Below are 26495 nucleotides of genomic sequence, written 5' to 3'. Positions count from 1 at the left end.
CCCAGGGCTGGCTCAGGGCTTGAGTTTGTAACCGGTACGGAAAATCCACCACACCAGCGCCAGGCACACCGCCAGAAAGACGAAAGTCATGGCCAGACTGGTGGCGATATGTACATCAGCCACACCGTAAAAGCTCCAGCGAAAGCCACTGATCAGGTAGACCACGGGATTGAACAGGGTGACGGTCTGCCATACCGGCGGCAGCATGCTGATCGAGTAGAAGCTGCCACCCAGAAAGGCCAGAGGCATGACAATCATCATCGGTATGATCTGCAACTTCTCGAAGCCATCGGCCCACACGCCGATGATGAAGCCGAACAGGCTGAAGGTGACAGCCGTGAGGATCAGGAAGGACAGCATCCATAGCGGATGGGCGATCTCGTATTCCACGAACAACCGCGCCGTAAGCAGGATCAGCAGCCCCAGCAACACCGATTTGGTGGCCGCAGCGCCCACGTAGCCGACCACAATTTCCAGCGGGGAAACGGGCGCGGACAGCACCTCGTACAAGGTCCCGGTGAACTTGGGCATGTAGATACCGAAGGAAGCATTGGAAATGCTCTCGTTGAGCAACATCAGCATGATCAGCCCGGGAATGATGAAGGCGCCGTAGCTCACCCCGTCGATCTCTTCCATCCGCGCACCGATCGCCGCGCCGAATACGATGAAATACAGCGAAGTGGAAATCACCGGCGAGGCGATGCTCTGGAACAAGGTGCGCCACATGCGTGACAGTTCCGAGTAATAGATCGCCCACATGCCATGCAGATTCATGCTTGCGCCCTGTCGCGATTGCTGTCATGTACCAGACCGACAAAAATCTCTTCCAATGAGCTCTGGCTGGAATTCACATCCTTGAACTCGACACCCTCACGTGCCAGCGCACGCAGTATGTCGCCGACGCCGGTCTGTTCACCCTGCGCATCGAAGGTGTACGTCAGCATGCAGCCGTCGTCGGCCAACTCCACCGCCCGGCCCTGTACCGCTTCCGGCAGCGCTGTCAGCGGCTGCTGCAACTGGATGATCAACTGCCGCTTGCCGAGCTGGCGCATCAACACCACCTTTTCTTTCACCAGCATCAGCTCGCCGCGGTTGATGATACCGATGCGATCGGCCATCTCCTCGGCCTCTTCAATGTAGTGAGTGGTCAGGATGATGGTGACACCCTTGTCGCGCAGGGTGCGCACCATTTCCCACATATCCCGACGCAACTCCACATCGACCCCGGCGGTGGGCTCGTCCAGAAACAGGATCTGCGGTTCATGGGCCAGCGCCTTGGCAATCAACACCCGGCGCTTCATGCCGCCGGACAGGGCCATCATCTTCTCGTTGCGTTTATCCCACAGCGACAGATCGCGCAGCACCTGTTCCAGGTAGGCCCGATTCGGCGCCTTGCCGAACAGCCCGCGGCTGAGGTTAACGGTCGCCCAGACGGTATCAAACAAATTATTGGTCAGCTCCTGGGGCACCAGCCCGATCAGGCTGCGCGCCTGCCGATAATCACCGACGATATCGTAGCCATCCACCGTGACCTTGCCGCCACTGGGATTGACGATGCCGCAGATGATACTGATCAGCGTGGTCTTACCCGCACCGTTGGGGCCCAGCAGAGCGAGAATCTCGCCCCGCCGAATCTCCAGATCAACTGTCTTCAATGCCTGAAATCCCGACTCATATGTCTTGCTCAGCCCGCTGACGGCAATGATGGTTTCGCTGGTGGACATCAGGCAGCATCGACCCGAAAGCCGACGCGCGGGAAATGCACATGTACCAATCCGACGCGCTCATCTTCACGGGCGATGACGATTTCCTCCAACTCCTCATGCACCAAGGTACCGGCAACAGGGTCACAGCCGTAATCCACCGCACTGACGGTCACTGACTGATCCAATGTCAATCCCTGACTGCTGACGAAGCCATGCTCTGGCAGCGTTTCCGGCGTTGCGTCATGGGCGATACGGATAGCTTCTGCCGCCTCCATCTTCACCGAAGCGCCCTGCCCCATGTCGGCGATGCGGGCCATCCAGGCGCGGATCATGGGGTAGTCTTCCAGCATTACTGCCACCACCGCATTGGATGCCATGAACCATAACGGGTGATACCAGGCCAGATCGGCAATACTCGGCTCTTCGCCGAGCAGAAATTCACCATCACGCTCCAGCTGCGTTTCCAGACGGCTCATCAATACCGGCCATTGCGCCAGCGCCTCATCTGTCGACGGTCGCTTGACGTTGCCGTTTTCAAATAGCGCCCGCCGGTCCCGCACAAAGCTCTTCATCGTCTCCTCGGGCAGATCAGCAAACCGCGCGGCCACCGCCTCGGGCTGGAAATTGATCGCGATGGAACTGTGGAACAACACCTGATCACCATATTGCGCCAGCGCCGCGGCTACCGCCTCGCGACCTTCGGGGAACAATGCCGGCACGGCTTTCTCACGCTCCAGACGGCGGGCAATCAGCGCAGTGTCACAATAGATATCCGCACCAACCTGCAATACCGGCGTGCGCCGATAACCACCTGTGAGCGCCGTCAGATCGGGTTTGGGCATGACCGGCGGAATCAACACCGAATGCCAGGAAAGCCCTTTGAGCCCGAACATCAGCCGGGTTTTCTCGGCAAAAGGCGATTGGGGATAGTGGTGCAGAATCAGTTCGCTCATGACAATCTCCGATCAACAATTGAGAGTCAGCTTAGCCTGTGCCAGCCACTCCTGCCTCGTCAATCGACTCTTCACCAATGCAACTCACTCGTCATGCGCTGGCGCCGGCTGCAGGAGAATCAACCGTTCCTTGGCCGCCTTGCGCAGCGCCTTCACCGCCAGCTCGCGGCGCAGAGCGGCCGACTTGTCCGCGCAGCGTTCGCGCCACACCAAGGCGTTGGCCGGGCTACGATTGAAGAACCGCGCCCCGCGCTTACCGCTGATATGTTCCTGCAACCGGCGCTCAGGGTCGAGGCTGATACCGGTATACAGATGACCGTTCTCGGCTCGTACCATGTACACCCACCAGGTTTTTTCCGGCTTGGCGGTAACGGGGCTGTGTTCGGCGGTGTCAGACGGCATACTTGCGGCAATCATCCTGGGAGAAAGTCATGTTCGTACAGATCTTCAGCACCGGCGGTACCATCGACAAACTGTATTTCGATGCATTGAGCGAGTATCAGATCGGCGAGTCCATGGCCGGCGAATTGCTGGACCAGGCTCGAGTAGGTTTCAATTATGCCATCGAGTCACTGATAAAAAAGGACAGTCTGGAACTGAATGACGCCGACCGTGAGCTGATCCACGCCAGGGTCGCTGCCTGCCCCGCCCACCATATCCTCATCACCCATGGCACCGACACCATGACAGTCACCGCCGCGGCTCTGGCCGACATTCAGGACAAGGTGATCGTGCTGACCGGGGCGATGCAGCCAGCCCGCTTCCGTGATTCGGATGCCCTGTTCAATCTGGGGTTGGCAGTCGGCGCTCTGAACCTGTGCCAGCCGGGAATTTATATTGCGATGAGCGGCAAGGTGTTTCCGGCGGATCAGGTAACCAAGAATCGGTTGGCTGGGCGATTTGAAGGGGTTTGATCTTCGCCTTCAAATACTATCCGAAAATATCGAACTCTCAGGCGGCGCAGTCCGACACGGCTGAGCCGACCGTCGGTCGCCAAGGATGGCGACCGCGAGCCTACAGGGATGTATTTACGGCGTGTCGGCGAAGCCCTGTCGGACTGTGCGGCCCTGCACGGATCGCCGCTGCATGTCCTGCGTATATGGCGCAAGCCAGCCGGCCCATCCCGACACGCCGTAAATACATCCCTGTAGGCTCGTTGATGACATCCCTGTCATCAAACGGTCGGGCTGGGCCGGCTGGCTTGCACCATCGTTGACCTTGTATGTGACTGGAAGGGGCCGTTAAGCGCCTGTGCCACCGACCGTGATCTGATCGATTTTCAGCGTCGGCTGACCCACACCTACCGGGACTGACTGACCGTCCTTGCCGCAGGTACCTACACCGCTGTCCAGCTCGAGATCGTGGCCGACCATGGAGACGAGGTTCATCACCTCCGGGCCGTTTCCTATCAACGTTGCGCCTTTCACCGGGGCCGTGATCTTGCCGTCTTCAATGAGATAGGCTTCGCTGGTCGAAAACACGAACTTGCCACTGGTGATATCCACCTGACCACCACCGAGACTGGCGCAATAGATACCCTTCTTCACCGACCGGATGATCTCTTCCGGGTCGCTCTCACCGGCCAGCATATAGGTATTGGTCATGCGCGGCATGGGCAGGTGGGCGTAGGACTCGCGGCGCCCGTTACCGGTAGGCGCAACCCCCATCAAACGGGCATTCAGCTTGTCCTGAATATAGCCCTTGAGAATGCCGTTCTCGATCAGCGTGGTGCAATTGGTGCGGTTACCCTCGTCATCGACATTCAAGGAACCTCGACGCCCCGGCAAGGTGCCGTCATCCACGATAGTACACAGACTGGAAGCGACCTTCTCGCCAACCCGGCCACTGTAAGCCGAACTGCCCTTGCGGTTGAAGTCACCTTCCAGACCGTGGCCCACCGCCTCGTGCAACAGCACACCCGACCAACCCGGGCCCATGACCACCGGCATGCTGCCAGCGGGAGCCGCGATGGCATCCAGGTTCACCGTAGCCTGACGCACCGCTTCGCGGGCATACGCCATACCGCGCTCTTCGGCCTCGAAGAAGCGGTAGTCGGTGCGTCCACCGCCACCGAAACTGCCCCTTTCACGGCGGCCGTTATGTTCAATGATGACACTGATATTCAGACGCACCAGCGGACGGATATCGCCTGCCCAGGTACCATCGCTGGCCGCCACCAATACCGTATCGTGCACGCCGCCCAGGCTGACGGAAACCTGGGTGATGCGCGGGTCCAGACTGCGGGTATAGGCATCCAGACGTTGCAACAAGGTCACCTTGTCAGCCTGCGGCATGACATCCAGTGGGTTTTCCACGGCGTAGAGAGCGCGGTTATCACTGCGCTGCCAGGCCTGGACGGCACCGCTCTGACCGCTGCGAGCGATAGACCGCGCCGCGCCAGCGGCCTGGGTCAGTGCAGCCAGACGCAGATCGTTACTGTAGGCAAAGCCGGTTTTCTCGCCGGATTGAGCGCGCACGCCGACACCCTGGTCGACGTTGAAGCTGCCGTCCTTGACGATACCGTCTTCCAATACCCAGGATTCGCTGACCTGGTGCTGAAAATACAGGTCCGCTGCGTCCACACCGGGCGCGGATACCAATTGCCCCAGTACACTGGCAAGGCTGTCGGGGCTCAGTTCGGACGGCAGCAGCAGACGGCTCTCAACCTGGGTCAGCAGATTACTCATAAATTCACTCCGTGGAGGCCCGGACGATATCGTCCAGCGGCACAAAGCGGCGATGCCCGGCTACCGGCATGCGTCCGCGTATGGTGTTTAGATGCTGCAGATCGATCTCGCCGGCCACTACACCCTCGCCTTGCGGCAAACAGGCGGTGATCTCGCCCCACGGATCGATCAGACAACTGTGGCCGAAGGTCTCGCGACCGTTGGCATGCTTGCCGCCCTGATCGGCGGCAAGGATATAGCACTGGGTCTCGATTGCCCGGGCGCGCAGCAGTACGTCCCAATGGGCGGCGCCGGTTACCGCAGTAAAGGCCGAAGGCACCACTATCAGTTCAGCCCCTGCACGCCGCAGCGCTGCGTAGAGTTCGGCAAAGCGCACATCGTAACAGATGCTCAGGCCGAGCCGTCCTACAGGAGTATCGATACAGACAAAGCGGTCTCCGTAGCCATAGTCCTTTGACTCGCGATAGCTGCGCTGACTGTCGCTCACCTCGACATCGAACAGATGCAGCTTGTCGTAGCGTGTCACTTCCCGACCTTGGTCATCCAGCACCAGGCAGCAGGCCATGGCCTTGCCGCCTGGCTCAGTGGGTAGCGGAATGCTGCCGGCGACAAGCCAGATACCATGCTGACGGGCCTGCTCGGCAAGAAATGGCCGGATTGGACCGCTGCCCTCGTACTCGGCGGCCGCTATATCAGCCAAGGCACGGTTACCGAAGGCGGCGAAACATTCCGGCAGCAATACCAGCTGCGCGCCGGCGGCAGCGGCCTCGGCTATCAGGCTTGCGGCGGTACGCAGGTTGGCCTGCACGTCCGCGCCACTGATCATCTGTATGGCGGCTACTTGCGACATTTCAATCCTCCAGGGCGGCCTTGTTATCGAACGCCCGGTCAAAATCGACCGACGGCTGACTCCACTTGCCACTGATCCGGTACTTCACCGAGGCAAAGCGCGCGACGCGATCGCCGAGGATCTTGTCGGCCAGAAACAGGACACCACCGATGTGCGGGGCGCCGGCAATGATTGCAGCCAGCGGCAGGTTGTTGGTCACCGGCAAGGTCACCAGCAGCCCCATATCGATTCGGTCCGCCGGCAGATCCACGGTACCGTCCAGCTGCAATTTGGCGCTGGGGCCATCCATCATCAGCGGCGACATGGTTTGTATCAGGCCGTTGGTCAGGGCGACCTCGCCATTGAAGGTATCATAGGCCGTGCCCTTGCCGAACAGGTCGGAGAAATCCAGCCGCAGCCGTCGGGCCAGGGTATTGAAGTTCAGCAAACCGAATACACGCAATGCATCGGCGGAGCTTTCGCCGCTCTGCAGCATGCCATCCTGAGCCTGCACCGCCAGTGAACCCGTACTGCGTTTCAAGGCGAACCAGGCCGGCGAGCCAGGCCATTCCAGGCCGACACTGGCGGTGAAGGCCTTGCTGGTCAGGGTCGGCGCGTAACGCCATGCGCTCAGCACGCGACCAATGTCCTCGGCGGCAAGACTGCCATCAAACCGGGTGTGCTGTGGGTTCCAGTGCATCGCGCCGTTGAGTTGCAGGCCGCCGCGCAGAGCAACATCGATCTCATTGATATCCAGCCCAGAGGCGGCAGGGCGTAATCTGAAGTAGGTGGCGCCCACCAGATCCTTGCCCCAGTACAACTCATCGATACCTATGTCCATGGCGGGCAGATTGGTCGGATTGATATTTCGCAGCGGATCTTCGCTGGCCAGCGGCTCGATGAAACCATCGGCCTCGCTTGGCAGGTCTGTGGTCTTGGGAAAGCCCAGCCGCTGCAGATCCACAGCGATGATTCCATCCTTGGCAGCGGGCAACTGAATACGCCCGCGCAGATCGGGATGACTGACATCCAGCTGCCAGCCGGCTGCCAAGGGGCTGGCGGCAACATTCAGCTCGTCCAGCTCAAGACCGAACCCGGTGAAATGTCTGGCCTGGACATGCACTGCATTCAACAGCTGAGCGGGCGTCCGGCCGTCCGAGCCAAGCGTATCTGTGACAGCGCTCTGCGGCAGCACGCCGGAAGTGAACCAGCCTTGCCATTGATTCCAGTCAAACGCTTCGAAGCGGGCGCTGACCGTGATCCCCGCTTCCGTCGGCATTCGCGGCGCGCCTCGCCGGTAGCGAACATCCCCGGAGAGCGCGCCATTGCGCTCGAGCAGCAGGCCGCGAAGATCATCGCCGACCTGCCACTGCCAGCGTGACGATGGGCCCATGTCCAATTGCAATCGGCTCGGCAAGCTGGTTTCCGCTGTCTTGGCCAGCGGATCAGGGAGGTCAAGCCGGACGCCTTTCAAATCGCTGCGCACCTGCAGCCGGCGCAGATCATCGCCCAACAGCAGCTCGGCGTCCCAGGCGAAGCTGCCCTCCGCCAGCTTCTCAGGCAAGGCATCGAGCAATGGCCAGCCATGCAGGTTCTTCACCTGATGCCTGCCCTGCAGTCGCAGGCGTTGATCAGTCCGTTGACCGTGCTTACGCAGATCGATGCGTCCGGTTACCGGCTGGTCGAGAAAGCGCACAGTGACCTTGTCGCTGAGCAGGCCAATACCGTGCTGATAACTGAAATCGCCCAGCAGATCATGCAGGGGCGCCTGCAATTGCGGAATATTCAGTTGTTGCGCACGCGCCTGCAGCTGCAGATGCACGTCCGGCTGCTTGCCATCCGTCAGCGGTATGCCCAGTTGCAGGTCACCCTGCAGCTCACCAGTCCCGCTCCAACCATGCAGCGGGTCGCCGGTCAGCCTGGCCAAGGGCGTGTCCTGCATCAGCTGCAGGCCATCGCTCAGCGGTCCGGCACCGGCGCCGGCGATGTGCAGCTCAAGCTCCTGGTCAGCGGAATTGCGATCCAACGATACCCTGATGTTATCCAGCCGGGTCTGCAATATCCGGCCTTGCGCCTGATTGATATCCAGGTCGACATTATGCAGATACAAGGAACCACTGACGTCTTCCAGCGCCGGCCAGCCCGGCTGGAATATCAGGCTGCCCTGCTCCAGTCGGCCGAACAGGCTGATCTGCCGCTCTTCGGGACTGGCCCCTTTGAGCAGCGAACCTTCATAGGCGAATATCGCCAATGGCACCGGCCCGCTGAGCTGCGAGTCCTGCAGCCACTGGGTAAGCGCCGGGCTGATCGCTGAGGATAGGCTGGGCAGATAGCGGCTGTGGTATTCCGCGCGACTGTCACGCAGGGCAACGCGCAAATCCATGGTCGGAGTGCCGTCGGGACGTGGCACACGCAAGTCCAGCGTGGCCGAGGCGGCACCTTCACTGCCTTTTACTGCTGCGCCCGGTACTGCCAGATGCAGCCCATCCTGATCAGACCAGCTCCAGTTGAGTGCACCCACCAGCGCGTCGTATTCCCAGCGCTTGGGAAACAGCTTCGGCAGATGCATGCTCCAGCGATGACTGTCGACACGCAGCTCGCCAGCCGCCGGCGTTCCCGATACCACGCCACTGACCCCGGCGAAAGCGGGCACGCCTTCCCAGGCCTGAATGCCGACATTGTCCAGTCGGGCCAGTAGCGACCAGTCGAGAAACTCAGACCAATCGTCGCCGCTCAACAGCACATCCTGCAGAGAACCTTCCGGGGCGAGGGTGTCGAGTATCTCGGCGCTGTGGGTATCCGGCAACATGCCGCTTACCCACTGGCCCAGCAGATCCAGCGGCAGATGGTCAGCGCGCGCCCGCCATTGCCCGCCATCGGACTGACGCTGCAGCTGCAGACGGGTCGCGGGCCAGACCTGATCATCCAGACGCAGACTGAAGTTCTCGATATTCAGCTGCTGTCGATCATCTTCCAATTGCAATTTAAAGTGCATCGACAGATCTTGCAGAGACGGAGCCGCGCGCTGCAGATCAAGCTCGATGGCCGGGGCCTGCACCAAGCCGCTGAGTTGCTGCATGCGCGTATTGCGCCAGCGCCCCCAAAGCTCGCCTCCGGCAACGACCCGGTCAATGCGCGCGTCGTGCAGCAGATCTTCGGGCAACCAGCCGCTCCAGTCACTGGCCGGCAGTTCGGCATAGAAATCCATGTCCGCGCGCCGCCAGTCGCGGCCGGGCATGCGGCCACTGAGCTGCAGACGAACCAGCTGATCATCCGGCAGTCGCATCCGGGCATCCAGACGGTGCCGCGCGCCATTGTTCAACAGCGTCAGATCACCATCGGCAAATACCCAGTCGGGTTGATCCCACGGGCTGATGCGAATGCGGGTATCCAGCAGAGTGATGCGACGTTGCTCGAAGAGTTGTTGCAGAGCGCGATCCAGCCCATCCCCCGCCGCATTCTTGTGCCCCAGTCCCATGAGGCGCCAGTCACCCTCAGCGTTTTCGATGACCTCCAGGGACAAGCCCTCCAGCTGCAGCGCGTCCATTACCGGCTGGCGTTGCCACAGACTGGCGAAGACATCGACCCGCGCCGTGACGTGATCCAGATCCAGCAGTACCGGGCTGGCCAGGTCCGCTGTTTCGTGCACCCGCAATCCGCGCAGCGTCAGTACCGGTTGTGCCCCCTGCATCTCGCCTTCGAGGCTTTGCAACTGGATGGCGCGTCCGGTCTGCTGCTCGACCCACTGCACCAGCTCGACCTGATAATCCGTCACGGCCGGCACGAATTGACGCCCGAGACTAACATAGGCGGCAGCCAGCAGCAGCCAGCCCACCAGCAGCAGGATCAGCCCGTCGAGAAAACGCCGCAACCAGCGCTGCCAGGTCATGTGATGTCAGTTGCTCCGGTCAGTGTGGATCAGGTCAGCACCACATCGTATTGTTCCTGGGTATACATGGTTTCTACCTGGAACTTGATGGGCCGTTGAATGAACAGCTCCAGATCGGCGACATTACCCGATTCTTCATCAAGCAGCCGATCGATCACCGCCTGCGAGGCCAGCACCATATAACCTCCGGCCTGATAGGCCCTGGCCTCGCGCATAATCTCCCGGAAGATCTCGTAACAGACGCTTTCCGGCGTTTTCTGGATACCGCGCCCGGTACAGCAGGGGCAAGGCTCGCAGAGAATCTGCTCCAGACTCTCGCGGGTGCGCTTGCGGGTCATCTGCACCAGACCCAGCTCGGTGATGCCGATGATATTGGTCTTGGCGTGGTCGCGCTCCAGCTGACGTTCCAGCGTGCGCAGTACCTGACGCCTGTGTTCCTCGTCTTCCATATCGATGAAATCGATGATGATGATGCCGCCGAGGTTGCGCAGACGCAGCTGGCGGGCGATCGAGGTAGCCGCTTCCAGATTGGTTTTGAAAATGGTTTCTTCGAGGTTGCGGTGACCGACAAAAGCCCCGGTATTGACGTCGATGGTGGTCATTGCCTCGGTCTGGTCGATCACCAGATAGCCACCGGACTTGAGCATCACCTTGCGCTCCATGGCCTTCTGGATCTCATCTTCGACGCCATACAGGTCAAATATCGGACGCTCGCCCGGGTAATGCTCCAGCAGATCCTCCACGCCGGGCATCAGCTCGCTGACGAATTGCTCCACTTTCTGGAAGGTTTCCCGCGAATCGATACGGATCTTCTCAAGGCGCGGGTTGGCGAGGTCGCGGAGGGTGCGCAGCGCCAGCGGCAGATCTTCGTAGAGTACCGAGGGTGCCGGGGCAGTATTCATCTGCTGCTGGATCTGCTGCCACAGGCGGCGCACATAACGGATATCGACCAGAATATCCTCTTCGCGTGCGGCTTCGGCGGCCGTACGCAGGATAAAGCCGCCCTGCTCTTCCACGCCCTCCTGCTCGACACAGCGGGCGACGATATCCTTGAGCCGATCACGTTCGGCCTCTTCATCGATTTTCAGGGAGATACCTACATGGGCGGTGCGCGGCATGTAGACCAGGTAGCGGGATGGCACTGACAGATGCGTGGTCAGACGGGCCCCTTTGGTGCCTATCGGGTCCTTGGTGACCTGCACCACTAGGGCCTTGCCGTCGTGCACCAGTGCACTGATGGATTCGACCGCCGCACCTTCGCGCTGGGAAATCTCCGAGGCATGAATGAAGGCAGCGCGCTCCAGGCCAATATCGACAAAGGCGGCCTGCATGCCGGGTAGCACCCGGACTACCTTGCCTTTGTAGATATTGCCAACGATGCCACGACGCAGGGTACGCTCGATATGGACTTCCTGCAGAACGCCATTCTCCACCAGCGCGACCCGAGTCTCCATTGGCGTGATGTTGATCAGAATTTCTTCGCTCATGGAGCCCTCTTCCTCTGTGTCAGACACTCAGGATACCGGCCCGCCAGCACTCTGTCAGCGCAACTGCCAACAAGGAACAGCAAATTCTGCGAGGAGCAACGCGGTTTCGGCCAATGGCAGGCCGACCACGGCACTGTAGCTTCCCTCGATATGCTCGACAAAAACCGCACCCAACCCCGGAATCCCGTAGGCTCCAGCCTTGTCTGCCGGTTCGCCGGTCTGCCAATAGGCGAGGATTTCAGCATCGCTCAACGGACGGAAACGAACCTTGGTCGCCACCAGCTGCAACCGGATATCGCTGCCGCAAGCGACTGCCACAGCGGTCAGTACCTGATGCTGCCGTCCGGATAATGACCGCAGCATCGCCTGAGCGTGCTGCTGGTCCACCGGTTTGCCGAGAATCGCGTCGTTCAGCACCACAGCCGTGTCGGCGGCCAGTACCACCGCACCGGCCGGCGCGATGGCCACACCGGCGCGAACCTTGTCCCTGGTTACCCGCTGAACATAATCCGCTGGAGCTTCATCAGGGCATGGCCGTTCATCCACCGAACACTGCACTCGCTGCACCGGCACACCGATCTGCTCGAGCAACTCGCGGCGGCGCGGCGATGCCGAGGCAAGATGCACTACGCTGACGCGCTCAGAGCACATGGAAGCGTCGTCTCACACCGCGCAGCACGGAAAACACCCAGGGCCAGAGCACTGCGCTGATCACCGCCGGCAGTAGATACAACAGGGTTGGCGGCCGATTGCCAGCCAGGCTGTTCAGCCAAAGCGCAACCATCTGCGCAATGCCCAGGACCGGCAGCATGACCAGACTCTGTTGCCACAATGGAAAACGTCGGATGCGCTGGTACAACAATAGAATCAGCCAGGCCACCAACACCAGCACCAGGGCGTTCTGCCCGAACAGCTCGCCGAACAGCACGTCCGTGGCCAGTCCCGCCACCCAGGCGGTGAGCAAGCCGACGCGATGGGGCAGCGCCATGACCCAGTACGCCACCACCATGGCCAGCCACATGGGCCGGCCAGCATCAAACGGGCTGGGCATGGGTACGACACTGAGAATCAGTGCCGCCAGAAAGGTCAGCCCCACGATCACGCTATTGCGCATGGTTCTGCTGCTCCTCGCTCGGCGGCGCCGTGCTCTCATCTTGTGGGCTCGCCAACGTCTCGTCCGCTACCGGCTCTTGTCGCGCGGCATTGCCGGGCACCTGAGCAGCCTCATCTTCTTCGACGACGTTCCCGTCAAGACTCAGCGCAGGTATAACGGCGCCGTAACCACTTTCCGGACTGAATACCAGCAACAGGTAGCGGCTGCGGTTGAGTTGCGCCGTTGGTTCAACCCGCACATCGGCGAAAGGTTGGGAAGAATCCCGATTTACCGCCACCACCCGCCCGACCGGATAACCGGCGGGGAAGCGCTGTCCCAGGCCTGAACTGACGACAATGTCATTCACCCGGATATCAGCAGTATCACCGACGTGACGCAGTTCCAGCCACTCGCTGTTACCGGTGCCACTGGCGACCGCGCGCAGGCCGTTGCGGTTGATCTGCACCGGCAGACTATGGGATGAATCCGTGATGAGCAGCACGCGGGCGCTGAAGGGCAACACTTCCACCACCTGGCCCATCAACCCGGTGGCATCGAGTACCGGCTGACCGAGGAAGACCCCGTCGCGCTCGCCCTTGTCGATAAGAATGCGCTGGGTGAACGCGTTGGGGTCGACGCCGATCAGCTCGGAGACCAGCACCCGCTCGTCGAGCAGTTCGGAGGAATTGAGCAGCTCGCGCAGGCGCACGTTCTGTTCGGTCAGCGCCGCCAACTTCTGCAATTTGCGTTTGGTCAGCAGCGCCTCGGCCCGCAGACCTTCGTTCTCGGCAATCAGATCTGCCCGACTGGTCAGCTGCAGATATACCGTATCCCATGCGCGCACCGGCAATTCGGCGACGTAATACAGCGGGGTGAGCAGCATCCCCAGATGGGAGCGCAGGGGCTTGAGGGCGGCAAAGCGGGCGTCGACTACCATCAGCGCGATTGAAAGCACCGTCAGCGCCAGAAAACGGACCCCGAGTGATGGGCCCTTGATGAAAAGCGGTTTTATGGTGGGCTCCTTGCTGCTGCAGGATCAGGCTGTTACGACGGGCAACCGCCCGCCGTAACACTACCGATTACTCGGTGGACAGCAGATCCATCGCATGCTGGTCCATCATTTCCAGCGCGCGACCGCCACCACGGGCAACGCAGGTAAGGGGTTCTTCAGCCACAATCACCGGCAGACCGGTCTCCTGACTTAACAACTTGTCCAGATCACGCAGCAGGGCGCCACCGCCAGTCAGAATCAGGCCACGTTCGGCGATGTCCGATGCCAGCTCCGGAGGAGACTGCTCCAGCGCGCTCTTGACTGCCTGCACTATTGTCGCCAGAGACTCCTGCAGCGCTTCCAGCACTTCATTGGAGTTCAGGGTAAAGGCGCGCGGCACACCCTCGGCCAGATTGCGGCCGCGCACGTCGACTTCCAGCACTTCGCCACCGGGGAAGGCCACACCGATTTCCTGCTTGATGCGCTCAGCGGTGGATTCACCGATCAGGCTGCCGTAGTTGCGGCGCACGTAGGTGATGATGGCTTCGTCAAAACGGTCGCCGCCGACCCGTACCGACTCGGCGTAGACCACCCCGTTGAGAGAGATCAGCGCAATCTCGGTGGTACCGCCACCGATATCCACGACCATGGAGCCGTGCGCTTCCTCGACCGGCAGACCAGCGCCGATGGCGGCGGCCATGGGCTCCTCGATCAGGTAGACCTCGCGGGCACCGGCGCCCAGCGCCGACTCGCGGATGGCCCGACGCTCGACCTGGGTGGATTTGCACGGAACGCAGATCAGCACGCGCGGACTGGGCTGAATGAAGCTGTTCTCGTGCACTTTATTGATGAAGTACTGCAGCATCTTCTCGCACACGCTGAAATCGGCGATGACGCCATCCTTCATCGGACGGATTGCCTGGATATTGCCCGGGGTACGACCGAGCATGCGTTTGGCTTCTGTACCGACCGCCACCACGCTTTTCTGATTGCCATGGGTACGAATGGCAACGACGGACGGCTCATCCAGTACAATGCCCCGATCGCGGACATAAATCAGAGTATTGGCGGTTCCCAGGTCGATCGACAAGTCACTGGAGAACATGCCACGAATTTTTTTGAACATGCGTTGAATATACCCCGAGGGCACGTGGGTTGATTGTTAAGAAACACTGATATGCTGCCACCTGGCGGGCACCACCGACCATCATGAATGAAGGTGGCGGATTGACATGAACACAGGTAACTGCTCGGTACTTCCTGGAGTGTCGCAACTCTAACAATGGCGGGGTTTTTGGGCAAGGCGCGGATGTGGTAAATTCACTCCTTTGCCCGCATTAAACACCAATCAAACCGGATCGTCCGGCTTCATGGAGAATACACATGGCCCTAGACCGCACTGACGTGGAGCAGATTGCCCACCTCGCGCGCATTGCCATCCAAGGCGATGATGCTGACGCCATTACTGCCAAACTGTCCGGCATCATGGGCTTGATCGACCAACTGCAGGCCGTCGACACCAGCGGTATCGAGCCGCTTGCCCATCCGCTGGAAACCACCCAGCGCCTGCGCGCCGACATCGTCACCGAAACCAGTCAGCGCGAGGCGCTGCAGGCCATAGCGCCAGCCACCGAACAGGGCTTGTACCTGGTCCCCCGGGTTATCGAGTGATCATTGAATACCGCTGCTGCGCTTTGAAACGAGACAAACTACATGCATGAGAAAACCCTGGCCGGCTTGTCCCAGGCCTTGCACAGCAAGGCGATCTCCAGCGTCGAGCTGACCGAACATTACCTCAAGCGCATCGACCAGTTCGATGGCGCACTCAACAGCTACATCACGGTGACGCCGGAGCTGGCGCTGGAACAGGCCCGGGCCGCCGACGCGCGGCTGGCCGCTGGTAACGCCACGCCGCTGACCGGTATTCCGCTGGCGCACAAGGACCTGTTCTGTACCCAGGGCATCCGCACCAGCTGCGGCTCGAAGATGCTCGACAACTTCATCGCCCCCTACGAGTCCACTGTCACCGCCAGGCTGCTGGATGCCGGCACCGTGACGCTGGGCAAGACCAACATGGACGAGTTCGCCATGGGCTCATCCAACGAGTCCAGCTTCTACGGTGCCGTGCGCAACCCGTGGAACAGCGATCACGTACCCGGCGGCTCTTCCGGCGGTTCAGCCGCTGCCGTGGCGGCACGCCTATGTGCTGCCGCCACCGGCACCGATACCGGCGGCTCGATCCGTCAGCCGGCAGGCTATACCGCACTGACCGGCCTCAAGCCGACCTATGGCCGCATCTCGCGCTGGGGCATGATTGCCTATGCCTCCAGCCTGGATCAGGCGGGTCCCATGGCACGCACCGCCGAAGATTGCGCGCTGCTGCTGCAGGCTATGGCCGGCTTCGATGAGCGTGATTCCAGCAGCGTCGATGAGCCGGTACCGGATTACAGCGCCCAACTGAATCAGCCATTGACCGGCCTGCGTATCGGCCTGCCGAAGGAATACTTCGCCAGCGGCCTGGATACCGCCACCGCCGACGCCATTGCCGCGGCGGTCAAGCAGTTCCAGAGCCTGGGCGCGGAAATAAAGGAAATCAGCCTGCCCAACGCCGAGCTGGCGATCCCGGCGTACTACATCATCGCGCCGGCTGAAGCGTCCTCCAACCTGTCGCGTTTCGATGGTGTGCGCTTCGGCTACCGCTGTGAAAATCCGACTGACCTGACCGATCTGTACAAGCGCACGCGCGCCGAAGGCTTCGGTGATGAGGTCAAGCGCCGCATCATGGTCGGCGCCTATGCCCTTTCAGCTGGCTACTACGATGCTTACTATCTGCAGGCACAGAAAGTCCGCCGGCTGATCAAGAACGATTTCATGGCCGCCTATGAGCAGGTCGATGTGATTCTCTGTCCCACCTCCCCGACTCCCGCCTTCCGCATCGGCGAGAAGATCGACGATCCGGTGAGCCTGTACCTGACCGACATCTATACCATCACCGCCAACCTTGCCGGCGTACCGGGCATTGCCCTGCCGGCTGGCTTTGCTGGTGATCTGCCGATCGGTATGCAACTGCTGGGCCCCTACTTCAGCGAGCCCCGTCTGTTGAACATCGCGCACCAGTACCAGCAGAACACCGACTGGCACACTCGCACTCCCGGTGGATTTTGAGGAATACTGAACATGCAATGGGAAATCGTTATCGGGCTGGAGATTCATGCCCAGCTCACCACCGCCTCGAAGATCTTCTCGGGCAGCGCCACCACCTTCGGCGCCGAACCCAACACCCAGGCCAGCCTGATCGACCTGGGCATGCCCGGCACGCTGCCGGTGCTCAATGCGCAAGCGGTACGCAATGCGGTCAAATTCGGCCTGGCAATCGATGCCGAGATCGGCATGAGCAACGTCTTTGCGCGCAAGAACTACTTCTACCCGGATCTGCCCAAGGGCTATCAGATCAGCCAGATGGATCTGCCCATTGTCGGCAAGGGCTTTCTCGATATCACCCTGGATGACGGCACGGTCAAGCGCGTTGGGGTGACCCGTGCGCACCTGGAAGAAGATGCCGGCAAGAGTCTGCATGAAGACTTCCAGGGCATGAGCGGCATCGACCTGAACCGCGCCGGTACGCCGCTGCTGGAAATCGTCTCCGAGCCGGACATGCGCAGCGCCAAGGAAGCCGTAGCCTATGCCAAGACCATGCACTCGCTGGTGCGTTATCTGGGCATCTGCGACGGCAACATGGCCGAAGGCTCGCTGCGCTGCGACTGCAACGTCTCGGTACGCCCCAAAGGCCAGGTCGAATACGGTACCCGCTGCGAGATCAAGAACGTCAACTCCTTCCGTTTCATCGAGAAGGCGATCAATACCGAAGTGCAGCGCCAGATCGAACTGATCGAGGACGGCGGCAAGGTGATTCAGGAAACCCGCCTGTACGATCCGAACAAGGACGAGACGCGCTCCATGCGCAGCAAGGAAGAAGCCAACGATTACCGCTACTTCCCTGACCCGGACCTGCTGCCCGTCATCATCGAGCCGGCCTTCATTGAAGAAGTGCGCAGTGAACTGCCGGAGCTGCCGCAGCAGAAACGCGAGCGTTTCCAGAGCGAATTCGGCCTGTCGGCCTATGACGCCAGCGTACTGGCTGCCAGCCGCGAACTGGCGGACTATTTCGAAGAAGTGCAGCGCGTCTGCGGCGATGCCAAGCTGGCCGCCAACTGGGTGATGGGCGAACTGTCCAGCCTGCTCAACAAGGCGGACCTCGAGATCGATCAGTCTCCGGTCAGCGCCAGCCAGCTGGGCGGCATGATTCTGCGTATCAAGGACAACACCATTTCCGGCAAGATCGCGAAGATGGTGTTCGAGGCCATGGCCGAAGGTGAAGGCGATGCCGATCAGATCATCGAAGCCAAGGGTCTCAAGCAGGTCACCGACAGCGGCGCCATCGAAGCCATGCTTGATGACGTACTGGTAGCCAACGCCGAACAGGTCGAGCAATATCGCGCCAGCGACGAAGCCAAGCGCGGCAAGATGTTCGGCTTCTTCGTCGGTCAGGCGATGAAAGCCTCGAAGGGCAAGGCCAACCCGCAGCAGGTCAACCAGTTGCTGAAACAGAAATTGGAAAGCTGACCGGATGGCTGTTGAGCAAACGGTTATCCGCTCCTTCCTCGGTCGCATCGGCAGCAAGCCGATGTGGCTGGGGCAGGTGGCACTTGCCGCCCTGCTTTCCATGTCCGGTTTTGCTGCCCTTGGTGACGACCACAGTCACGACGAGGGCGGCCTGAGCTACACCGCCGAAGGCCGAGCCTCCTATTACTCCTCCCGCTTCCACGGTCAACCTACCGCCAGCGGCGAACCCTACGATGAAACCAACATGACGGCCGCGCATCCCAGCCTGCCGTTTGATGCCCAGCTATGCATCACCAACTTGAACAACGGGCGCAGCACTACGGTCCGAGTCAATGATCGAGGCCCCTTTGTCGGTGGCCGCATCGTTGATGTATCGATGGCTGCCGCCCGGGAACTGGGCATGCTGCGCGCGGGCATCATTCGCGTCAGGGTCGAGACCTGCGAGCTGGAAAGCTGACTCCATCACGGAGTCAAACCCTGGCTGCTATACTTCTGCGCACAACCTCCCGCGCGTTAACGCGCCCCCCATCTGGCCCAAGGAGCGCTCCCGCATGCCGGAATCAACCAGACGCCGCCTCTGGAACACCACCATACTGTTGCCGGTATTTATTCCGTCATTTTTCTTCATCCTGCTGCTGGTCATAAGCACAGCCACTCAACCGGAGCTGGCCGGCGAGCTGTTTTCCTCGGTATTGAGCTACATCACAACGACTTTCGGCTGGTTCTACATGCTGTCGGTGGCGATCTTCCTGGTGTTCATCGTGATAGTGGCTATGAGCAAATGGGGCCACATCAAACTCGGACCTGATCATGCCGAGCCGCAGTACAGTTTCCCGGCCTGGTTCGCCATGCTGTTCTCCGCAGGCTACGGCATCGCTCTGTTGTTCTTTGGTGTTGCCGAACCGGTATTGCACTATGCCGAGCCCCCGCAAGGCGCCGAAGGGCTGACGGTAGATGCAGCCAAGCAAGCCATGCAGATTGCCTTCTTCCACTGGGGCTTTCACATCTGGGCCATCTACGGCCTGACCGGGCTGGTGCTGGCCTACTTTTCCTTCCGCCATGGTTTGCCGTTGTCCATCCGCTCAGCGCTCTATCCCTTGATCGGCGACCGCATCTACGGGCCGATCGGCCACGCGGTGGATACCTTCGCCATTCTCGGCACAATGTTCGGCATTGCCACCACACTCGGCCTGTCCGTCGCGCAGATCAACGCCGGTCTCAATTATCTGTGGCCGTCGATCCCCATCGGTATTGGCGTTCAGGTCGGCACCATCGCCTTCATCACCTTCCTGACGATGGGCTCGGTAATTGCCGGTATGGACAAGGGCATCAAAAACCTGTCCATGCTGAACATGATCGTGGCGACCTCCCTGATGCTGTTCGTTTTCTTCGCCGGCCCGACCATCTTCATTCTTGAAGCCTTCCTGCAGAATACCGGTAGCTACCTGAACAACATTGTCGAACGCACCTTCAACCTGCAGGCCTATTCCCGCAGTGACTGGATCGGTAACTGGACCCTGTTCATCTTCGGCTGGACGATCGCCTGGGCGCCCTTTGTCGGCCTGTTCATCGCCAAGATCAGCCGGGGCCGGACCATCCGCCAGTTTGTCTTCGGCGTCATGCTGGTGCCCACCATCTTCACCTTTTTCTGGTTCTCGGTATTCGGTGACACGGCACTGCACCTGATCATCAATCAGGGCTACTCGGTGCTGATAGATCAGGTACAGGCGGATAATGCCATCGCTCTGTTCAAGCTATTCGAACAGCTGCCCATGACCGCCATCATTTCCACCATTACGGTGATACTGATTACCCTGTTCTTCATCACCTCTGCCGACTCGGGCGCGCTGGTGGTCGATTCGCTGGCCTCTGGCGGCGCCCTGGTCACACCGGCCTGGCAACGTGGTTTCTGGGCCATTCTCAGTGGTGTACTGGCCTCGGTACTTCTGGTCGCCGGCGGACTCAAGGCGCTGCAGAGCATGGCGGTGGCCAGCGCCCTGCCCTTTGCGGTCATCATGTTGATCTCGGCAGTGGGCATGTGGCGGGCGTTGACAATAGAAAGCCACCACCAGCAGGTCAGCGTGGGCCCTGGCAATCACACCACAGGACGCGGCGCGGCACTATGGAAAAAACGCCTGGCCGGCATCGTCAACTATCCGGCCAAGGATGAGGTGGAGATGTTCATCAAGGACACCGCACTGACCGCCATGATCCGCGTAGCCAAGGGCTTACAGGCGCAATCCTGGCCTGCTGAAGTGCATTATGATGAAGAACATAAGCGCGCCTATCTGGAAATCATCACACCCGACCAGCTGGACTTTCTGTATGAGATCCGCCTGCGAGACTACCTGCGTCCCGCCTTTGCCCACCCGGAAGTCGAGGAGACCGCAGATGACGACAGTTTCTATTATCGGGCGGAAGTCTTCCTGCGGCGGGGCGGCCAGGCATATGACATTTATGGTTATGACCAGCAGGAAATCATCGGCGACATTCTCGATCACTTCGAGAAGTATCTGCATTTCCTGCACCTGACGCCGGGTGTGCTGCCATGGAATATGGCCGAGCATGACGAGATGCTGCAGACGCCGAAGGAACCAAAGGAAGAGTAAAGGCAGCAGCGGGCAGCGATGGGGCTGCCCGCTGCGCTTCAGGGATTACTGCTGCAGGATGCGAATGATTTCCGGATCCTTGAAAATCCGCGTCAACGCGTCGCTCATCACCTCGGTAACCAGGCGGGTATTGGTGGCCTGATTCGGAGCATAGCCGAATCGGTGTTGCGCCGAAGCACTGTAGCGCCCGCTGTAGCGGTGATTCATCGAACGAGCCTCGGCAGCAAATACCGCAGCGATATCCGCCTGGGTGACATATACACCTTCCTTGGGTGACACGTAAGACAGATCAGTCAGACTCACCACCAGACTGTTGGCATTGGGCGTGCCTTCCGACACCACCTGAAAGCCCAGCTTGCCGAGCGCCTGCTCCACCTGTTGGCGCATATGCGGCACAGCCTGGGGGCTGATGGTCAGATTGCTGGAATCAGGATACAGACCGCCCCGCGTACCCATAACCGGTGATGACCGGCTGTCCTTCACCGTGACCGCAACCGGCTGTTGACGAGCCACCTGGCTCAACGGAGCGGTCACGTTGGGCGTGACATTCAACTGTTGCGGGCTGTGAGCACAACCGGCCAACGAGACTACCAACCCCGCTACCGCCAGAAAACCCAGACGTTTCAACATGCTTGCACTCCTTCGGGAATAGAGAGGTAAACTGACCCGCGCACGACATCTATCGCATCAGGTGTCAGTGGAGCGAGCTCCGACAGCTTCCAACGCGGCGACGTAATCTTCTGCCTGAGCATGCTCCCGCAGGATCTGCAGCATGGTTCTGCCATCAGCGCCGATGGCATTCACGTCATGACCTGCGGCCTGGAACATGTCCAGAAAGCGAGCAAAATCATGGGCACGCAAGCCGCGATAGGCGCGGGTCAGCATGTACATGTCAACGGACTCGTCAGCGTCACGCGGACGAAAGCTCAGGAAGACGGCAACCTGCTCATCACTCATGGGCTCGCCAACTACCTTTTTCTTGTCTTTGCGCACGAACAACCCCTCATGTGAATACGGAAAACCCAAATTGTAACCATCCGACCGCGGCGCCGCCACCAGCATCGGGTGGCGCGCCGCTTCATCGTTTTGCCATGCACGGCGTGCCACCTTACATTGCCGAGGCGAGGAGGAGTATGCTGGTAAGCGCCTTGCAGCGCGTTTTCATGGTGTAGCTTCCCCAACAGACATAAAGATCTGCCGTGGCAGCCATACCTGGTGTTGTCAGTACAGGATGGATTATGACTGTTCGCCCCTTCCCACTGCCGTTGTTTGTCGCCCTGCGCGACAGTTTCCGACAGGGATATTCCCTTGCAGCCTTTCGTGGTGATGTACTCGCCGGAGTTACCGTCGGCATCATCGCCATTCCTCTGGCCATGGCGCTGGCCATAGCCGTGGGCGTGGCGCCGCAGCACGGCCTGTATACCGGGATGGTCGGCGGACTGATCATCGCCATCTGCGGCGGATCACGCTTCAACATTTCCGGACCAACCGCGGCCTTCGTGGTGATTCTGCTGCCGATTACCCAGCAATACGGGCTGGGTGGGCTATTACTGGTAACGCTGATGGCGGGACTGATCCTGCTGGTTCTGGGGTTGGCACGCATGGGCAGCCTGATCCAGTTTGTGCCTTACCCGGTGGTCATGGGCTTCACCGCAGGTATCGGGGTGGTCATCGCCACGTTGCAGCTCAAGGATTTCTTTGGCTTGCAGCTGGCTGCACAGCCCAGCCATTACCTCGAACAATGGCAGATGCTCTTCCATGCTCTGCCCTCGATCCAGTTGGGCGACACTCTGGTCGGTGGGGCAACTCTGCTGATTCTGATTCTCTGGCCCCGTCTGACCCGGCGCATTCCCGGCCATCTCATCGTCCTGGTCGCCGGCAGCCTGCTCGGCGCACTGCTGTTGGCCCTGGATGTTTCCGTGGCTACGCTCGGAGCACGCTTCAGCTATGAACTTGATGGCGCGGTACATGCCGGCATTCCGCCCTTTGGCCCGCAGTGGGCTCCACCTTGGCACCTGCCGGGCGCCGATGGCCAGCCGTTGACGGTAAACTTTGCGCTGCTGCAACAGCTGCTGCCCTCCGCTCTGGCGGTCGCTATGCTGGGCGCCATCGAATCGTTGCTGTGCGCATTGGTTGCCGATGGCATGGCTAATACCCGACACGATCCGAATGCCGAGTTGGTTGGTCAGGGGCTGGGCAACATGATTGTGCCGTTTTTCGGTGGCATTACCGCTACTGCAGCGATTGCCCGCACCGCCACCAGCGTACGCAGCGGCGCCTTCTCGCCGATTGCGGCGATAGTCCACGCTCTGGTCATTTTTCTGGCAGTGGTACTGCTTGCCAAGCTGTTCGCCTGGTTGCCGATGGCATCGCTGGCGGCCATGCTGCTGATTGTGGCCTGGAACATGAGCGAAGCACCCCACGTACTGCACATGCTGCGCGTGGGCCCGCGTCAGGACGTGGTGGTACTGGTTATCTGCCTGTTGCTGACGGTGCTGTTCGATATGGTTCTGGCTGTGGGCGTGGGGCTGCTACTGGCTGCCGCACTGTTCATCAAGCGCATGGCAGACCTGAGTGAGGGGGGCGCGCAACCACGCAGCCATGATCAGGCGCTGGCGGATCTGCCGGACAGCGTGGCGCTGTATCACATCCACGGCCCGTTGTTCTTCGCTGCCGCCGACAAAGCGCTCGAAGCCATCAGCCGTTTTGATGATCAGACCCGGTATGTGGTCATCGACATGCGCAGCGTACCGAGCATGGACATGAGCGCGCTGGTACTGTTCGAGAAAGCCCTGCGCGGACTCGCCGAGCGCGGCATGACCGTGTATCTGGTAGGCGTCAAGGCGCCGATTCGGCTCAAACTCAAACGTGCCGGACTCGACGCCAGTCGTAATGTACGCATCTTCACTGCCACACCGGAGCGCGCAGCGCAGATGATCAGAGCCAATATGCAGAGTGCTGCGCAGAATTGATCAGTGATCCTTCAGCGCATAGATACCCGCGGCGTTGCGCCAGTAACCCTTGTAATCAAGGCCAAAACCGAACAGATAGCGGTCTTCAACATCCAGCCCGGTGAAATCGGCACGCATGCCTTCATAAGCCTTGCGGTCATGACGCTTGTCCAGCAGCACGCACGTCAGCACCTGAGCAGCACCGGCATCGCGGCAATATTCGACGATGGCTGCCAGCGTGTGGCCCTCATCCAGGATGTCATCAATGATCAGTACCGTACGACCAACCAGAGAGTGCTCGGCACGTGCTTTCCAGAACAGCTCGCCACCGGAGAGCTTGTTGCGGTAGCGGGTAGCGTGCAGATAACTGACTTCCATAGGAAAATTCAGCCGGGTCAGCAGTTGGCCGGCGATGATCAGTCCGCCATTCATCACGCTGTAGACGATCGGGTTGCTGTCCTGCAGAGCCTGGGTGATCTCGGAGGCCATGCTGTCCATGGCGGCCTCGACCTGCTGATGGCTATACAGGCAATCTGCCTCGTTCATGACCTGCTTGACGTGGTCAAGATCAGTGGACATGCAAAACCTCCGGAGCGGTATGAAAAGGGAGCGAAAATACTGCACCAATGTCATCAGCGCAAGTAAAGCGGCAAGTGAGCACAGAGAATCGGATGACCAGCATAAAACATTCGTTTAACCTTACGGAAATTCTGGACACGGCTGCACTTGCAACGTCTCCAGGAGCTCCCGAATGCATTTTAGCCGCCCCTGGAACCCGTCAATGAAGATTCAAGAAATCCGCCATCCTTTGATCCGCCATAAACTTGGTCTGATGCGTCGCAACGACATCAGCACGAAGAACTTCCGCGAACTGGCTCAGGAAGTCGCCGCCCTCCTGACTTATGAAGCGACCAAGGATATGCCTGTTGAGAACCACACCATCGACGGCTGGTGTGGTGATGTCAGTGTCGAGAAACTCGCCGGCAAGAAAATCACCGTCGTGCCCATTCTGCGCGCTGGCCTCGGCATGCTCGACGGCGTACTCAGCCTGATCCCCAGCGCCAAGGTCAGCGTCATCGGCATGGTACGCAACGAACAGACTCTGGAAGCTGATACCTATCTGGAAAAGCTGGTCAGCGAATTGAATCAGCGCCGCGCACTCATCATTGATCCGATGCTGGCCACCGGCAGCTCCATGATCGCCACCATCGATCTGCTGAAGCGGGCCGGCGCCCAGGAGATCCGCGCATTGGTATTGGTTGCAGCTCCGGAAGGTGTAAAGCGGGTCAATGCTGCGCACCCGGACGTGGACATCTTCACTGCCTCCGTAGATGAGCGGTTGAATGAGCAGGGGTACATCATTCCCGGGCTGGGCGATGCCGGCGACAAGATTTTCGGCACGCGCCAGAAGGATGAGCATTGATGCAGAATATGAACACGACCGGCTGGCGCAGCATGCTGGCCGGTTCGCAGATGTTGTTCGTGGCATTCGGTGCCCTGGTGCTGATGCCATTGATTACCGGCATGAACCCAAACGTCGCGCTGTTCACCGCAGGTATCGGTACGCTGATCTTCCAGTTTGTAACCCACCGCCAATTACCGGTTTTTCTCGCCTCCAGCTTCGCTTTCATCGCTCCGATCCTCTATAGCAACCAGACCTGGGGCGTGCCGGCCACATTGGGCGGACTGGTGGCTGCCGGCATGGTCTATCTGCTGTTGAGCCTGCTGGTCCATCTGCGTGGGCCCGGCTTTATCCATCGTCTGCTGCCGCCAGTGGTCGTGGGACCGGTGATTATGGTCATCGGCCTCGGCCTCGCCGCCACAGCGGTGAACATGGCGACCGGCAAGTCCGGCGATGGCAGCGTCCAGCTGATCGACTATTCCACCGCCCTGATCATCTCCATGGCCTCGTTGGCGACAACCTTGGCCGTGGCGGTGTATGCCAAAGGCGTGTTCCGTCTGGTGCCGATCATGGCGGGTGTGGCCGTGGGCTACAGCCTCTCCTGGATACTCGGCGTGGTAGATTTCACCGTTGTTGATGATGCCAACTGGCTTGCTACCCCGGGCTTCATGTTTCCGGAATTCCATCTGGCTGCCATTCTGTTCATGATCCCGGTCGCGATTGCCCCAGCCATCGAGCATATCGGCGACGTGTTGGCGATCGGCTCGGTAACCGGCAAGGACTATATTCGCAAGCCCGGGCTGCAACGCACCCTGCTGGGTGACGGCCTGGCCACATCCACTGCTGCCTTCCTCGGCGGACCACCCAATACCACCTATTCCGAGGTGACCGGTGCGGTGATGCTCACGCGCAATTTCAATCCTGCGGTAATGATCTGGGCTGCGCTGTTCGCTATCTGCCTGGCGTTCATCGAAAAATTCGGCGCCGTTCTGCTGAGCATGCCGGTTCCCGTGATGGGCGGGATTCTCTGTCTGCTGTTCGGCTCCATCGCGGTGGTCGGCATGAATACACTGATCCGCAACCAGGTGGATCTGACCCAGGCGCGCAATCTGTGCATTGTCTCGGTCACTTTGGTATTCGGTATCGGCGGCATGGCCATCGGTCATCAGGAGTTCACTCTCCAGGGCGTCAGCCTGTGCGGGGTGGTGGCCATACTGCTGAACCTGCTGTTGCCGGCGGCAACGCCCATCACCATGACTCCCAGCGAAGACTGAT

The 26495-nt window shown here is 60.2% G+C and carries 24 protein-coding genes; 9 read left to right on the top strand and 15 right to left on the bottom strand.

Annotated features, from left to right (window positions below; genetic code table 11):
* Nucleotides 1-12 precede the first annotated feature (12 nt).
* The 4 genes from BLU11_RS00840 to BLU11_RS00825 all read right to left on the bottom strand — a co-directional run bounded on the left by BLU11_RS00840 (nt 13) and on the right by BLU11_RS00825 (nt 3061).
* Nucleotides 13-774: an ABC transporter permease gene (locus BLU11_RS00840; RefSeq protein ID WP_090271596.1), complete on the bottom strand. Its 762-nt coding sequence runs from the start codon at nt 772-774 to the stop codon at nt 13-15.
* Entirely contained in the window at nt 771-1724 is a 954-nt protein-coding gene (locus BLU11_RS00835) for an ABC transporter ATP-binding protein (protein ID WP_090271595.1), read from the bottom strand. Before BLU11_RS00835 ends, BLU11_RS00840 begins: the two co-directional genes overlap by 4 nt.
* Nucleotides 1724-2659, bottom strand: coding sequence for a glutathione S-transferase family protein (locus BLU11_RS00830; protein WP_090271594.1), 936 nt, complete (start codon nt 2657-2659; stop codon nt 1724-1726). The genes BLU11_RS00835 and BLU11_RS00830 overlap by 1 nt, the downstream gene beginning before the upstream one ends.
* An 84-nt stretch (nt 2660-2743) precedes the next feature.
* Nucleotides 2744-3061, bottom strand: a complete 318-nt coding sequence (locus tag BLU11_RS00825) for a GIY-YIG nuclease family protein (RefSeq protein ID WP_090271593.1) — start codon at nt 3059-3061, stop codon at nt 2744-2746.
* Between the two features lie 29 nt (nt 3062-3090).
* Between BLU11_RS00825 and BLU11_RS00820 the strand changes: the two genes are divergently transcribed.
* Nucleotides 3091-3573 (top strand): asparaginase domain-containing protein, encoded by a 483-nt coding sequence (locus tag BLU11_RS00820; RefSeq protein WP_090271592.1) that lies wholly within the window; start codon nt 3091-3093, stop codon nt 3571-3573.
* Nucleotides 3574-3900: 327 nt separating this feature from the next.
* Here the strand turns inward: BLU11_RS00820 and tldD are convergent, their stop codons facing one another.
* The 8 genes from tldD to mreB all read right to left on the bottom strand — a co-directional run bounded on the left by tldD (nt 3901) and on the right by mreB (nt 14761).
* A complete protein-coding gene (gene tldD, locus BLU11_RS00815) occupies nt 3901-5346 on the bottom strand; it encodes a metalloprotease TldD (RefSeq protein ID WP_090271591.1) in 1446 nt (481 codons plus the stop codon).
* A 4-nt stretch (nt 5347-5350) separates the two neighbouring features.
* Nucleotides 5351-6196, bottom strand: a complete 846-nt coding sequence (locus BLU11_RS00810; RefSeq protein WP_090271590.1) for a carbon-nitrogen hydrolase family protein — start codon at nt 6194-6196, stop codon at nt 5351-5353.
* A gap of 1 nt (nt 6197) precedes the next feature.
* The gene (locus BLU11_RS00805; RefSeq protein ID WP_090271589.1) at nt 6198-10064 is read right to left on the bottom strand and encodes a YhdP family protein; all 3867 of its coding nucleotides are present in this window, start codon (nt 10062-10064) and stop codon (nt 6198-6200) included.
* Between the two features lie 29 nt (nt 10065-10093).
* Nucleotides 10094-11551, bottom strand: coding sequence for a ribonuclease G (gene rng / locus BLU11_RS00800; RefSeq protein ID WP_090271588.1), 1458 nt, complete (start codon nt 11549-11551; stop codon nt 10094-10096).
* Between the two features lie 54 nt (nt 11552-11605).
* Complete coding sequence (locus BLU11_RS00795) at nt 11606-12202, bottom strand: Maf family protein (RefSeq protein ID WP_090271587.1); 597 nt, start codon at nt 12200-12202, stop codon at nt 11606-11608.
* Nucleotides 12192-12665: a rod shape-determining protein MreD gene (gene mreD, locus BLU11_RS00790; protein ID WP_090271586.1), complete on the bottom strand. Its 474-nt coding sequence runs from the start codon at nt 12663-12665 to the stop codon at nt 12192-12194. Before mreD ends, BLU11_RS00795 begins: the two co-directional genes overlap by 11 nt.
* Complete coding sequence (gene mreC, locus BLU11_RS00785) at nt 12655-13611, bottom strand: rod shape-determining protein MreC (RefSeq protein ID WP_407920239.1); 957 nt, start codon at nt 13609-13611, stop codon at nt 12655-12657. The genes mreD and mreC overlap by 11 nt, the downstream gene beginning before the upstream one ends.
* Before the next feature lie 112 nt (nt 13612-13723).
* Entirely contained in the window at nt 13724-14761 is a 1038-nt protein-coding gene (gene mreB, locus BLU11_RS00780) for a rod shape-determining protein MreB (RefSeq protein WP_090271584.1), read from the bottom strand.
* Nucleotides 14762-15018: 257 nt separating this feature from the next.
* Here mreB and gatC point away from each other — a divergent pair, with 257 nt between their 5' ends.
* The 5 genes from gatC (at nt 15019) to BLU11_RS00755 (ending at nt 20867) form a co-directional block, all read left to right on the top strand.
* The gene (gatC, locus tag BLU11_RS00775) at nt 15019-15306 is read left to right on the top strand and encodes an Asp-tRNA(Asn)/Glu-tRNA(Gln) amidotransferase subunit GatC (protein WP_090271583.1); all 288 of its coding nucleotides are present in this window, start codon (nt 15019-15021) and stop codon (nt 15304-15306) included.
* Between the two features lie 42 nt (nt 15307-15348).
* Nucleotides 15349-16800, top strand: coding sequence for an Asp-tRNA(Asn)/Glu-tRNA(Gln) amidotransferase subunit GatA (gatA, locus tag BLU11_RS00770; protein ID WP_090271582.1), 1452 nt, complete (start codon nt 15349-15351; stop codon nt 16798-16800).
* Nucleotides 16801-16812: 12 nt separating this feature from the next.
* Nucleotides 16813-18258: an Asp-tRNA(Asn)/Glu-tRNA(Gln) amidotransferase subunit GatB gene (gene gatB, locus BLU11_RS00765; RefSeq protein WP_090271581.1), complete on the top strand. Its 1446-nt coding sequence runs from the start codon at nt 16813-16815 to the stop codon at nt 18256-18258.
* Between the two features lie 61 nt (nt 18259-18319).
* A complete protein-coding gene (locus BLU11_RS00760; protein WP_407920238.1) occupies nt 18320-18715 on the top strand; it encodes a septal ring lytic transglycosylase RlpA family protein in 396 nt (131 codons plus the stop codon).
* 94 nt (nt 18716-18809) lie between these two features.
* Nucleotides 18810-20867, top strand: coding sequence for a BCCT family transporter (locus BLU11_RS00755; protein ID WP_090271580.1), 2058 nt, complete (start codon nt 18810-18812; stop codon nt 20865-20867).
* 45 nt (nt 20868-20912) lie between these two features.
* Here the strand turns inward: BLU11_RS00755 and BLU11_RS00750 are convergent, their stop codons facing one another.
* A complete protein-coding gene (locus BLU11_RS00750) occupies nt 20913-21497 on the bottom strand; it encodes a YajG family lipoprotein (protein WP_090271579.1) in 585 nt (194 codons plus the stop codon).
* Between the two features lie 57 nt (nt 21498-21554).
* Nucleotides 21555-21860 carry a PA4642 family protein gene (locus BLU11_RS00745; RefSeq protein WP_197674233.1) on the bottom strand — a complete coding sequence of 102 codons (306 nt, stop codon included), beginning with the start codon at nt 21858-21860 and terminating at the stop codon, nt 21555-21557.
* Between the two features lie 245 nt (nt 21861-22105).
* On the opposite strand from BLU11_RS00745, the gene dauA reads away from it, so the two are divergent.
* Nucleotides 22106-23839: a C4-dicarboxylic acid transporter DauA gene (gene dauA / locus BLU11_RS00740; protein WP_090271578.1), complete on the top strand. Its 1734-nt coding sequence runs from the start codon at nt 22106-22108 to the stop codon at nt 23837-23839.
* Here dauA and BLU11_RS00735 read toward each other — a convergent pair whose 3' ends face one another.
* Nucleotides 23840-24397, bottom strand: coding sequence for a hypoxanthine-guanine phosphoribosyltransferase (locus BLU11_RS00735; protein WP_090271577.1), 558 nt, complete (start codon nt 24395-24397; stop codon nt 23840-23842).
* 202 nt (nt 24398-24599) lie between these two features.
* Here BLU11_RS00735 and upp point away from each other — a divergent pair, with 202 nt between their 5' ends.
* Complete coding sequence (gene upp, locus BLU11_RS00730; protein ID WP_090271576.1) at nt 24600-25241, top strand: uracil phosphoribosyltransferase; 642 nt, start codon at nt 24600-24602, stop codon at nt 25239-25241.
* Nucleotides 25241-26494: a uracil-xanthine permease family protein gene (locus tag BLU11_RS00725; protein ID WP_090271575.1), complete on the top strand. Its 1254-nt coding sequence runs from the start codon at nt 25241-25243 to the stop codon at nt 26492-26494. Before upp ends, BLU11_RS00725 begins: the two co-directional genes overlap by 1 nt.
* Nucleotide 26495: the final 1 nt, after the last annotated feature.

This window comes from Halopseudomonas litoralis (genome assembly GCF_900105005.1).
Taxonomy (GTDB): Bacteria; Pseudomonadota; Gammaproteobacteria; order Pseudomonadales; family Pseudomonadaceae; genus Halopseudomonas; species Halopseudomonas litoralis.
Note: the sequence above shows the minus strand (reverse complement) of the source record. Positions and strands in the feature narration are given on the sequence as shown.

Excerpts from the sequence above, each read along its gene's own strand:
- BLU11_RS00835 (WP_090271595.1), bottom strand. The coding sequence starts at position 1,724 with ATGTCCACCAGCGAAACCATCATTGCCGTCAGCGGGCTGAGCAAGACA.
- BLU11_RS00825 (WP_090271593.1), bottom strand. The coding sequence starts at position 3,061 with ATGCCGTCTGACACCGCCGAACACAGCCCCGTTACCGCCAAGCCGGAA.
- mreB (WP_090271584.1), bottom strand. The coding sequence starts at position 14,761 with ATGTTCAAAAAAATTCGTGGCATGTTCTCCAGTGACTTGTCGATCGAC.
- BLU11_RS00760 (WP_407920238.1), top strand. The coding sequence starts at position 18,320 with ATGTGGCTGGGGCAGGTGGCACTTGCCGCCCTGCTTTCCATGTCCGGT.
- mreD (WP_090271586.1), bottom strand. The coding sequence starts at position 12,665 with ATGCGCAATAGCGTGATCGTGGGGCTGACCTTTCTGGCGGCACTGATT.
- tldD (WP_090271591.1), bottom strand. The coding sequence starts at position 5,346 with ATGAGTAATCTGCTGACCCAGGTTGAGAGCCGTCTGCTGCTGCCGTCC.
- gatA (WP_090271582.1), top strand. The coding sequence starts at position 15,349 with ATGCATGAGAAAACCCTGGCCGGCTTGTCCCAGGCCTTGCACAGCAAG.
- BLU11_RS00750 (WP_090271579.1), bottom strand. The coding sequence starts at position 21,497 with ATGTTGAAACGTCTGGGTTTTCTGGCGGTAGCGGGGTTGGTAGTCTCG.
- BLU11_RS00725 (WP_090271575.1), top strand. The coding sequence starts at position 25,241 with ATGCAGAATATGAACACGACCGGCTGGCGCAGCATGCTGGCCGGTTCG.
- rng (WP_090271588.1), bottom strand. The coding sequence starts at position 11,551 with ATGAGCGAAGAAATTCTGATCAACATCACGCCAATGGAGACTCGGGTC.
- BLU11_RS00795 (WP_090271587.1), bottom strand. The coding sequence starts at position 12,202 with ATGTGCTCTGAGCGCGTCAGCGTAGTGCATCTTGCCTCGGCATCGCCG.
- BLU11_RS00820 (WP_090271592.1), top strand. The coding sequence starts at position 3,091 with ATGTTCGTACAGATCTTCAGCACCGGCGGTACCATCGACAAACTGTAT.
- BLU11_RS00840 (WP_090271596.1), bottom strand. The coding sequence starts at position 774 with ATGAATCTGCATGGCATGTGGGCGATCTATTACTCGGAACTGTCACGC.
- gatB (WP_090271581.1), top strand. The coding sequence starts at position 16,813 with ATGCAATGGGAAATCGTTATCGGGCTGGAGATTCATGCCCAGCTCACC.
- BLU11_RS00830 (WP_090271594.1), bottom strand. The coding sequence starts at position 2,659 with ATGAGCGAACTGATTCTGCACCACTATCCCCAATCGCCTTTTGCCGAG.
- BLU11_RS00755 (WP_090271580.1), top strand. The coding sequence starts at position 18,810 with ATGCCGGAATCAACCAGACGCCGCCTCTGGAACACCACCATACTGTTG.
- upp (WP_090271576.1), top strand. The coding sequence starts at position 24,600 with ATGAAGATTCAAGAAATCCGCCATCCTTTGATCCGCCATAAACTTGGT.
- BLU11_RS00810 (WP_090271590.1), bottom strand. The coding sequence starts at position 6,196 with ATGTCGCAAGTAGCCGCCATACAGATGATCAGTGGCGCGGACGTGCAG.
- BLU11_RS00805 (WP_090271589.1), bottom strand. The coding sequence starts at position 10,064 with ATGACCTGGCAGCGCTGGTTGCGGCGTTTTCTCGACGGGCTGATCCTG.
- BLU11_RS00735 (WP_090271577.1), bottom strand. The coding sequence starts at position 24,397 with ATGTCCACTGATCTTGACCACGTCAAGCAGGTCATGAACGAGGCAGAT.
- dauA (WP_090271578.1), top strand. The coding sequence starts at position 22,106 with ATGACTGTTCGCCCCTTCCCACTGCCGTTGTTTGTCGCCCTGCGCGAC.
- gatC (WP_090271583.1), top strand. The coding sequence starts at position 15,019 with ATGGCCCTAGACCGCACTGACGTGGAGCAGATTGCCCACCTCGCGCGC.